The following is a 10905-nucleotide window of genomic DNA, read 5'->3' as shown; positions in this document are numbered from 1 at the left end:
GGCGAGCTGGATATTACCAAACTAAGCTACCACGCCTTTGCCTACGCTGCAGATAAATACATTCTGCTTGATGCGGGCAGTGCATTGGGTTTTGGTGTTGGCCCATTGCTAATCTGCAAAGGGGATGCGGAAAATTTAAAAGGGCAACTTGAAACCGGCAGCCCGAACCTTAAAATAGGCATTCCCGGTAAATACACCACCGCTAACTTTTTACTAAGCCTGGCCTTCCCTGATGCTATTAATAAACAGGAACTTGTTTTTTCGGATATCGAGAACGCTGTGCTTCATAGCCGGGTTGATGTGGGTTTGATCATCCACGAAAACCGCTTTACCTACCAGGATAAGGGCCTGCACAAAATAATTGACCTGGGCGATTATTGGGAGAAACGTACCGGCTGCGCCATCCCATTAGGCGGTATTGTAGCTAACCGCAATTTACCGTTGGATGTTCAGCATAAAATAAACCGGGTTATTAAACGCTCGGTGGAGTTTGCCTTTGCCAACCCAAAATCAGGACTGGAATACATCCGTTCGCATGCTCAGGAAATGAGCGAAGAGGTGATGTATAAACACATCGAACTATACGTTAATAAATTTTCTGTTGATTTGGGTGTGGAAGGCAAAAAGGCAGTTAAGTTATTGTTTAATACCGCGCTGGAGAAAGGTATAATCCCTCAGATAAGCGAGAATTTGTTTTTGAACCCCTGAAAAACTGAACAATTGAGCACCTTCTTTGAGCTTATTTTTGTTCAACATTTGACGGGAATTGATAACCCAATCTATCAAATATTGCCCCATAATCGTTGCCAAGTCTTTCATATCTAGAATTTCTTTCCAGTTGACTAATAGTCGGCTCTAATAGCTCAGCATATATGATCTCCGTAAGAGCAATTATCTGTTGAAGTTCATTGCCTGGCAAGCTTTTATTAACATAAAATTTAAGGCGCTTTGCTTGTAACTCATCATTTTGGTATTTTGTTAATACAGGAATTAATGTTTCGCGTATTTTTCTGAGATTCCCACTTATATTGAAGAAAGTAACTACCAAGACAAGCCAAAAGATAAGCGCAATAGCGCCAAGGATAAATTGATCCATTGATTAAAGTTTAGGAAAGCAATATAAATAATATTTATATTTATTTCTCCGCCAGCAAATCGTCTGTCAGCTTTTCAAATTCACTTATAAACTCGGTGTAATGCTCGCCTGTACCCGGTCCGCTAAAGCCGGTGTGTATCTTACGTACATCGCCGGCCTTGTCAATAATAATAGTAGTTGGGAAACCCACAACCTTGGTTAGCATAGGCAGGCTTTTAGCCGTTTCTGCCTTGTTACTGGTGTAGCCGGTTATCAGGATAGGGTATTTAACATCGAACCTGTTTTTTACCTGCGCCAGTGCGCGTTGCGATTTGGCAAAATCTGTAGTGCGCTCATAAGCAAGCCCGATAACTTCAACACCTTTTTGCTGATATTTTTTATAGTAATTGACCATGTAGGCGGTTTCGTCCATACAGTTTGGGCACCACGAGCCTAATATCTGCACAATAACAACTTTGTTTTTAAAGCGGGCATCATCAAGCGATACGGTTTTGCCGGTAAGGTCTTTAAAGCTGAAAGCAAGCTTTTTATAACCGGGCTTTAATGCGGTTAATGAATAGGCATCTGGCAATTTGGCATTCTCGTTTCTTACGGCGCTCCAAACATCTTTGCCGGTTAAGCCAGAAAAGAATTTGCCATCGGTTAAGGTATTTGTATCGGTAATTTTAGCGGTGAACAAATAGGCGTGGCCGCCATCAAAGCACGACAGGTACAGGCTATCGCCGGATACCGTGCCTTCTAAAAAACGGTAATCGCCCGTGGTGGTTAAAAATGTCCCGGTAACTTTTGGGCCAACCTGTTTAAACTCGCCAACAGTAGTATCCCTACCATCACCCTCACCAATAATAGCCGACCAGCGGCCGCTTACATTATATGCTGTTTTAGCAGGTGTTTTTAAAAAGCGCCATGGTGTACCGGCTGTCGCGGTAAAGTCCATTGGTACATCACGGTCGCCTAAGTGCCTTATATAATGTCCTTTTAAATTATTGCCATCCAGCTTTAAACGGAACTCCGAATCAAACAAAGGCATTTTTATAAATACCGAATCGCCTTTGGCGGTAACATCGGTCACCTTAAAATGCTCGGTACTGTTTATAATGGCCAGTTCCTGCTTGCCACCGGTATTAGTTACCTCAAAATTAAAAGGTATCTCATTGGCCGATGCGGTTATTAAAGCGCCGCGCCAGATACCCGTTTTTAATGTTGTTTGTGCCGAACTTATATGCGTTAGCCCGGTTAAAAGTGCCGCGCTAAATAATATCTTTTTTATCATGCGTAAATAGTCTACTAATCTTATATACTTTATCAAAAGTAATAAAACCTGTCAAACTATTTCAATACCTCGCGCGATATGACAATGCGCTGAATTTCAGATGTCCCCTCGTATATCTGGGTGATCTTTGCATCGCGCATTAACCGTTCTACATGGTATTCTTTTACATAACCGTAGCCGCCGTGTATCTGTACAGCCTCAACAGTAGTGCGCATTGCCGTTTCAGATGCAAACAGTTTTGCCATTGATGCGGCCTGCGCATAAGGCAATCCATTATCTTTTAACCATGCCGCTCGATAGCAAAGCAAACGTGCTGCTTCTATCTCAGTAGCCATATCGGCCAGTTTAAACTGGATGGCCTGCAGGTCGGCAATGGTTTTACCAAAAGCTTTACGCTCCTTAGCATATTGTATAGATAGCTCGTAAGCGCCGGCTGCAATACCTAATGCCTGCGATGCAATACCAATACGCCCGCCCTCCAACGTGGCCATGGCAAATTTAAACCCGAAGCCATCTTCGCCAATGCGGTTCTCTTTTGGAACTTTCACATCGGTAAACATTAGCGAATGCGTGTCGGACCCGCGAATACCTAATTTATTTTCTTTAGCGCCAACGGTGAAACCTTCCATGCCTTTTTCAACAATAAGGGCGTTAATGCCTTTATGCTTTTTAGAAGCATCGGTTTGGGCCATTACTATATAGGTAGAGGCTGTGCTGCCATTGGTTATCCAGTTTTTGGTGCCGTTAAGCAGGTAATGATCGCCCATATCAATGGCGGTTGTACGCTGCGATGTGGCATCAGAACCAGCCTCGGGCTCGCTCAGGCAAAAAGCACCTATCTTTTCGCCCTGAGCTAATGGTATCAGAAATTTTTGCTTTTGCTCTTCGTTACCATATTTTTCTAACCCATAGCAAACCAGCGAGTTATTCACCGATACTACTACCGAAGCAGATGCGTCAACTTTAGACAGCTCTTCCATTACTATGGAATAAGATATGGCATCCATGCCGCTGCCACCGTATTGTGGTGATACCATCATACCTAAAAACCCAAGCTCGCCCAATTTTTTTATTTGCTCTGCCGGAAATTTCTGGTGTTCGTCGCGTTCTATCACACCGGGTTTTAGCTCGTTTTGTGCAAAATCACGTGCAGCCTGGCGTATCATTAAGTGTTCTTCGGTTAGTTCAAAATGCATAGCGTAAATGTATAACAAATTTCATTTAATACTATGCACGCATAGTAAAAATATCAATACAAAAAAAGAGAGCTCTTTTGAAGCTCCCTTTTCCCCTAATTAATTTAAACTATTGATTAAACCCAAAATAAAAGAACATATTCATCTCAACTTGGGCAACTGAGAATTCATTTTTAGTCTTTAACTATTTGAAAATTTTCCATAGGTAGATGCAATATTTTTCAAAGATGTATGCAGGACCGTTAAACATTTAACAAAAGATAAGCCATAATTTAAAAATGGGCCGGTTTTTTCCCACGGCTCGTTAAATGTTTATTCCCAATAGGAATAAATATTAAGCCCTGTTAGTAGATATAAAAAATAGACTTTCTTATTAACTATTGATTATTAGCGCTTTAAAAAATGAAATCACTTTTGCGTCTTATTTGTTTCATCCAAAAACCACGTAGAAATACGTAACATTCTTTTTGCAGAAGTATTTAAATATTTTTTTGTTTTAATGCTGCTTTAAGTTGATTTTTAAAGAATATTACTAAAAAACGGATGTACTGAAAATTATAACATTCTGTTTTTCCATACACACCTTGTATCTTATTTCAGACAAACCATAAAAAATGAGTTTAAAAAAGAACACAATACATGCAATTGCCGCATGTGCAGTAGGCGCCTTGCTGCTAAGCGCTTGTAAAGACCAAAATAAAATCTACGCGAAGAATGATGTGCTGATAAAAAACATCGACAAAAGTGTTAAACCCGGCGATGATTTTTTTAAGTACGCCAATGGTGCCTGGCTTAAAAAGAACCCTATACCGGGGGCTTACTCGTCATGGGGTATTGGCAACGTGGTGCAGGAAGACCTGCGCAATAAACTGAAAAAAATAAACGAAGACGCGCTTAAAGCAGATGCGCCCAAAGGCAGCAACACACAAAAAATTGGCGATTTTTACTTTAGTGGTTTAGATACCGTTAATATAGAAAAACAGGGTTTAACCCCTCTAAAAGATGAGCTGGCAAAAGTTGACAAGATAACTGATGTAAAAAGCCTGATTGAAGAATTTGCGCATCTGGAAACCATTGGTGTACAAACCCCAATTGGCGCATACGCCGGGCAGGATGATCGCAACAGTGAAAAGATCATCATGCAATTGTATCAATCGGGCATTGGCTTGCCTAACCGCGATTATTATTTTAACACCGATGAGCACAGCGCCGCCATTCGTAACGATTATCAGCAAAAACATTTACCCACGCTGTTTAAGCTGCTGGGCTTAGCTCCTGATGCTGCTTTGGCCGCTACCAAACATACTTATGCGCTTGAGAAATCCCTGGCAGATAGTTCGCGTAAACTGGAAGACCTGCGCGACCCATACCATAACTATAACAAAATGCCATTGGCCGGCTTAAGCAAGCTTGCGCCTGGTGTAGATTGGAAAACAACCTTTGAGCAAATGGATTATAAAAAGGTTGATAGCGTAGTTGTTGGCCAGCCGGAATATTATCGCGCATTTAATAAGGCGCTGGCCCTTTACAGTATTGACGACTGGAAAAACTATATCCGCAAAAATATTGTGAACGATTATAGCCCCTATCTGAGTAAAGCTTTCAATGATGAAAATTTCCGCTTTTATGGAACCGTTATATCCGGCAGGAAAGAACAACTTCCCCGCTGGAAGCGTGTGCTGGATACCGAAGGTGGCTTAATGGGCGAAGTGCTTGGACAGATCTTCGTAAAAGAATACTTTCCCGAGAAAACCAAGAAGCGCTATGTTGATCTGGTGGAAGCTGTACGCACATCTTTTGCAGAACATATTGATAAACTGGACTGGATGAGCGCCGAAACCAAGAAAAAGGCGCATGGTAAACTTGCAAAAGTATTTCCTAAAGTTGGCTTCCCCGATAAATGGAAAGATTTTTCTTCGCTGGATATCGACCGCTCATCATACGTGCAAAATATTATCCGCGGTAATAATTACTGGCATAAATTTAATGCAAACAAGCTGGGCAAACCGGTTGACCGTACCGAATGGGGTATGACGCCGCAAACTTATAATGCCTACTATAATCCGTCGAACAATGAGATAGTTTTACCTGCCGCTATATTTATGGTGCCATGGGCATTAGATGAGAATATTGACGACGCGGTAGTTTACGGTTACGGTGCCGCATCAACCATAGGGCATGAAATTACGCACGGCTTTGATGACCAGGGCCGACAGTACGATGAAAAGGGAAACCTTAAAGCGTGGTGGACACCAGAGGATTCGACCAAATTTGCCCAACGGGCAAAAATGCTTGCCGACCAGTTTAGCGGCTATACAGTTTATGGCCTGCATATTAATGGCAAAGCTACCCTTGGCGAAAACATTGCCGACTTGGGCGGTATAGTTATTGGCCTGGATGCATTCAAAAAAACAGATCAATACAAAGAAGGTAAAACCATTAACGGCCTAACCCCTATACAGCGTTATTTTATGGGTTACGCTTTAGGTTGGTTAGGTCAGGATAGAAAAGAATCATTATCCAGCCAGATATTAACCAACGAACATTCTCCGAGCTTTTTACGTGTGAACGGTCCCTTTACCGATGTGCCCGAATTTTACGAAGCTTTCGGCATTAAAAAAGGTGATAAGATGTGGTTGGATCCTGAGAAAAGGGTGAAGATCTGGTAGGCGTTCAAATTAACCACAGAGGACACAAAGTTTTTTCACAGAGGGCACAGAGACATTTCTTTGTGCCCTCTGTGGTTTTATTCTCTGTGTACTTTGTGGTTAAATAAAGACATTGTAATAATATTTGCTTGTTTATATTTACCCCATGCAAATCGTACACACACTGCAGGATTGGTGGCAGCATCAAAATTTGCTCGAGGTAATTGGTGTCATCACCGGTTTATTGTGTGTGTACCTGGCGGCTAAAAATAATACCTGGAACTGGCCTTTTGCAATCATTAGCGTAGTAATTTACATCTTCATTTTTTTTGAAGCACACTTGTTTGCCGATATGGGCTTGCAGGTTTATTTTTTAGCAATGAATATTTACGGCTGGTATTACTGGAGCCAAAAACCCGCTACCGAAAAAAAGGCACCTGTAGCACGCATTACTAAAAAGGAGATCATTTTATCGGCCATTGCCGTAGTTGTATTCACTTTTATTTTGGGCTCACTTTTAAAATACACTACGGCATCGTACCCATATCTTGATAGTTTTTGCACAGCCTGCAGCCTTGTAGCGCAAGTGTTTCTGGCCAGAAAAGTGTTAGAGAATTGGCTGATATGGATATTTGTGGATATTATATATGTAGGCATCTATCTTTTTAAAGATCTTCATTTAACCGCTGTAATGTATGCCATATATATAGGCATAGCTTTGATGGGGTATATAGACTGGCGAAAAGACTGGAAATTAGAGGCAAGAAATAAGAATCAATAGACAAGAAACTGATGGAGATATCCGAAATCGAAAATTCGAAATCCAATATAATTAAGATCGCTGTTGTTGGCCCGGAATCTACCGGAAAGTCTACTATGTCAGCATATCTGGCAGCACACTATCATACTATTTGGGTACCCGAGTATGCCCGGGGGTATTGCGAAAAGCTAACCGAACCGCCTACCTGGCAGGATGAGATAAATATGTTTCATGGCCAGCTGGCGTTAGAGGCAGAGCTGTTACCCAAGGCAAATAAGCTACTTATTTGCGATACTACATTCATCACCGTTAAAATTTGGAGCGATCAAATTTTCGGCAAATCGCCGCAGGAAGTTGTAGACGAATTACCAAAACACCCATACGATCTGTACTTATTATTAGATATAGATCTGCCCTGGCAGGATGACCCGCTGCGTGACTTCCCCCATATGCGCGAACATTTCATGGATGTATGGCACAAAGAGTTACAAGCCTTAAACGCCCGCTATGTGCTTATATCCGGCACCGGCGATGATAGATATACAAGCGCGGTAGAAGCGATAGATGCATTTATCCCGGGAGTATAATTCTCTTGATTTTGTAGGATAATTAGCCTAATAGCCAGCCTTAAAGCCTGTAAATCAATGGTCAGAATAATATTTATTAAAACTTTTTTCACACATCATGCAACGTTGTTAAATAGCCTGCGTCATTTAATCTGAAACCTGTCAGTAATTTGGAAGCCGTATACGTAGATAAGCATTACAACCTGGTGGTTGAGTGTAAGCAAGGCAGTAAAAAAGCTTGCTATGAGTTGTACCGATTATATTCGAAAGCGATGTTGAACATCGCCTTTAGGATAGTGGGCAATATTGGCGAGGCAGAAGATGTTTTGCAGGAATCGTTTACCGATGCTTTTAATAAACTGAAGGATTTTAGGCAGGAAACTACCTTTGGTTTATGGCTAAAGCAGATTGTGGTGCATCGGTCTATAAACCTTTTGCGAAAAAGGAAGTTAGCGTTTGTTGAGATAGAAGATGGCCAGTTGGATAACGTACCTGATGAGGAGCCCTGGGATGACGAAGATATACAATACCAGGTGGCGCAGGTAAAGGAAGCCATAAAGGAATTGCCCGAAGGCTACCGGGTGGTATTATCGCTTTACCTTTTAGAGGGATACGACCACGAAGAAATAGGACAAGTATTACACATTACAGAAAATACATCAAGAACACAGTTTTTGAGGGCTAAAAGAAAATTGAGCGAGATATTAACAAGGAAAGGAATAAGAAAATGAGCAAGCGGTTAGAAGATTTTATAAGCAACAACAGGGAAGAATTTGACGATCTGGAACCACGTGCTGATATCTGGAACAATATTGCCAAAGAATTGGATGCATGGGAGGAAGTGCAGCCGCTAAAAAAGCGCGAAGCAAAAACTTTCTCGCTGGCCTTTGTACTAAAAGTAGCCGCATCGGTGATCGTAGTTATGGGCTTAGGGTTCGGTTTGTACCTAAAAAGCCAAAAACCGGCAGGCGTAGATCTGGCCGATATTAACCCAACCTATGCCAAACAACAGGTGCATTATGCATCGGTGATTGAAGGCCAGCGCACAAGATTAAAGCTTGTTGCCAAATTTGATCCGCAGCTATACAAGGAGTTTAATGCGGAGCTTATAAAAATGGATGCGAACTACAAAAAACTAAATATAGATTTAGCTACCAGCCCCAACCAGGAACGTGTTTTACGTGCAATGATCCGGAACTTGCAAATACAAACCGAGGTGCTTAATCAGCAACTGAATGTAATTGAACAATTTAATCAAAGTAAAAAGGATCATCAAAATGAGAACAAAGATATTTAAACACGGTCTGCTTGCTGCTATTGCTGTGTTGGTTATCACAACCACGGCGTCTGCACAAGACTCAATGGCCCCGCCAGAGCCACCGGCAGCGCCAAAGGTTTATGTTTTTAAACAAAACAAAGCCTTTAAGCAAAACATGGCTAACCTTAAAGTAAAAATGCGCCAGCTGCAAAAGCAGATGAACAATAAAAACTTTAAGATAAATAAGGAAATGAACTTTGCTTTCAAAGATTTTGACGAAAACTTTAAAGATTTTGGCAAAAACTTCAACGAAAGCTTTAAGGACTTCGGTAAAAACTTTGCAGGCAGCTTTAACGAAATGGCCCCTGAATTTTCAGGCGCTTTCAAAAACTTTAATGGCATAAGCTACAGCAATAGCAACAACATTAACGATGAAGAATATAAAGAGAAGGTTGCCAAAGGCGAGTTAACCGAAAAAATTAAAAATTACAGCAAAAGCTATAGTGCAGATGCAAATGATATACTGCAAATAAACAACAGCTTTGGTAAAGTGGTAGTTAACACCTGGACCAAAAATGAGTTTAAGGTTGACGTGCAAATGAAATTTGGATCGGAAGATGAAGAGTATGTTAACGACATGATCAACGGGTCAAGTATTAGTGACAGCAAAGTTGGTAATGTAGTTTCTTTTAAAACCAACATAGCCCGTAACAACAATAACAGCAGGCATGGCGATAACCATATCGAGATCAACTATACGGTATACATGCCGGCCGGTAACACATTAGATCTGACCAATAAGTTTGGCTCCGTTACCCTGCCAGACCTATCCGGAAAAACTATAATAAGAGTATCATACGGCACCTTAAATGCACAGCAACTGTTGAGTAAAGATAACGATGTAAGAGTGAGGTTTGGCGATGCTAACATTGTAACTTTTAATGGTGGCAAGTTGGATCTGGGCTATGGCAAAGTAAAAGCGGGTACCGTAAATAATATTGCTGCAACTATTTCATTCGCAGGTTTTAGTGTGGACAGGTTAAAAAACTCGGCTGATATAAACATCAAGTATGGCGATGGCTTTAGCATTGGCACTATTGAAAAATCAGTAAGAAACTTAACCATAAACGCTTCGTTTACAAAAATAAAGCTCGATTTTAAAAATGCGGATAGTTTTAACTTTGATGTGATCACCAAGTTTGGCGGCTTTAATTATAACGACGACAATATGAAAGTGACCGCTAAAACGCCGACAGATGAAGACCGTGGTTGGTCGTCAACTAAAACATACAAAGGTTATATCGGTAAAAATAACAGCGATGGTAAAATTGCTATCAATGCAAGCTATACCGATGTAAAGTTTTACTAAAACAACAAAATCCATCATAAAATGCAAAACCCTTGTCATAACGGCAGGGGTTTTGCTATTTTTAGGCCAACAAGTTTTATAGCTGCATGGAAATATTTACCGACCCGGAAGCGTGGGTATCGCTTATCACACTAACCGTTTTAGAGATAGTTTTAGGTATCGATAATGTGATCTTTATATCTATCCTATCAGATAAGTTACCAAAATACCAACAGGAAAGAGGCCGCAAACTGGGTTTGGCTATGGCCATGATAACCCGTGTGTTGCTGCTGCTTACCATTACCTGGGTAATGAAACTGACCGCGCCACTATTCAGCCTGTCTGGCTTATTAAACATCACTGACCCGGAATGGGTAGAGAAACTAGCTATATCCGGCCGTGATCTGATACTGATAATAGGAGGATTATTCCTTATCTATAAAAGTACTGCCGAAATTCACCATAAAATTGAAGGCGAGGACGAAAACGCCGAAAAGGTTAAGCCGCATTCTTTTTGGGGCACCATCTTCCAGATCATGTTACTGGATATTGTATTCTCGCTGGATTCGGTTATTACCGCGGTAGGTATGGCTAAACACGTAGAGATAATGATAGCGGCCGTTGTAGTCGCCGTAGGCATTATGATGTGGGCATCAAGTGGTGTAGCCAACTTTGTAAACAAGCACCCAACAGTAAAAATGCTGGCCTTGTCGTTCCTGCTACTAATAGGTGTTTCCCTGTTAGCCGAGGCATTTGAGCA

11 protein-coding genes are annotated in these 10905 nt (G+C 41.2%); 8 read left to right on the top strand and 3 right to left on the bottom strand.

Going from position 1 to position 10905, the window contains the following annotated elements:
• A partial coding sequence (locus JWQ85_RS16800; protein WP_299470043.1) for a 1,4-dihydroxy-6-naphthoate synthase occupies nt 1-708 on the top strand: 708 nt, incomplete at its 5' end.
• A 31-nt stretch (nt 709-739) separates the two neighbouring features.
• Here JWQ85_RS16800 and JWQ85_RS16795 read toward each other — a convergent pair.
• From JWQ85_RS16795 to JWQ85_RS16785, 3 genes are read right to left on the bottom strand one after another with little or no spacing between them, the layout of a single operon-like run.
• Nucleotides 740-1096, bottom strand: a complete 357-nt coding sequence (locus tag JWQ85_RS16795) for a hypothetical protein (RefSeq protein WP_299470041.1) — start codon at nt 1094-1096, stop codon at nt 740-742.
• A 40-nt stretch (nt 1097-1136) separates the two neighbouring features.
• Nucleotides 1137-2369, bottom strand: coding sequence for a TlpA disulfide reductase family protein (locus JWQ85_RS16790; RefSeq protein WP_299470039.1), 1233 nt, complete (start codon nt 2367-2369; stop codon nt 1137-1139).
• A gap of 56 nt (nt 2370-2425) precedes the next feature.
• A complete protein-coding gene (locus tag JWQ85_RS16785) occupies nt 2426-3565 on the bottom strand; it encodes an acyl-CoA dehydrogenase (protein WP_299470037.1) in 1140 nt (379 codons plus the stop codon).
• A gap of 614 nt (nt 3566-4179) precedes the next feature.
• Here JWQ85_RS16785 and JWQ85_RS16780 point away from each other — a divergent pair.
• The 7 genes from JWQ85_RS16780 to JWQ85_RS16750 all read left to right on the top strand — a co-directional run.
• Complete coding sequence (locus JWQ85_RS16780) at nt 4180-6234, top strand: M13 family metallopeptidase (RefSeq protein WP_299470035.1); 2055 nt, start codon at nt 4180-4182, stop codon at nt 6232-6234.
• A gap of 145 nt (nt 6235-6379) precedes the next feature.
• Nucleotides 6380-6994: a nicotinamide riboside transporter PnuC gene (pnuC, locus tag JWQ85_RS16775; protein WP_299470033.1), complete on the top strand. Its 615-nt coding sequence runs from the start codon at nt 6380-6382 to the stop codon at nt 6992-6994.
• 11 nt (nt 6995-7005) lie between these two features.
• Nucleotides 7006-7560, top strand: a complete 555-nt coding sequence (locus JWQ85_RS16770) for an ATP-binding protein (protein WP_299470031.1) — start codon at nt 7006-7008, stop codon at nt 7558-7560.
• A 149-nt stretch (nt 7561-7709) separates the two neighbouring features.
• Nucleotides 7710-8270, top strand: a complete 561-nt coding sequence (locus JWQ85_RS16765; RefSeq protein ID WP_299470029.1) for a sigma-70 family RNA polymerase sigma factor — start codon at nt 7710-7712, stop codon at nt 8268-8270.
• Nucleotides 8267-8836, top strand: coding sequence for a hypothetical protein (locus tag JWQ85_RS16760; protein ID WP_299470027.1), 570 nt, complete (start codon nt 8267-8269; stop codon nt 8834-8836). Before JWQ85_RS16765 ends, JWQ85_RS16760 begins: the two co-directional genes overlap by 4 nt.
• Nucleotides 8817-10166: a hypothetical protein gene (locus JWQ85_RS16755; RefSeq protein WP_299470025.1), complete on the top strand. Its 1350-nt coding sequence runs from the start codon at nt 8817-8819 to the stop codon at nt 10164-10166. Before JWQ85_RS16760 ends, JWQ85_RS16755 begins: the two co-directional genes overlap by 20 nt.
• 86 nt (nt 10167-10252) lie before the next feature.
• On the top strand, nt 10253-10905 hold a 653-nt coding region (locus tag JWQ85_RS16750), incomplete at its 3' end, for a TerC family protein (RefSeq protein ID WP_299470023.1).

This window comes from Mucilaginibacter sp., assembly GCF_028288105.1.
Lineage (GTDB): Bacteria > Bacteroidota > Bacteroidia > Sphingobacteriales > Sphingobacteriaceae > Mucilaginibacter.
This window is presented reverse-complemented; position numbering and strand designations above follow the sequence as displayed.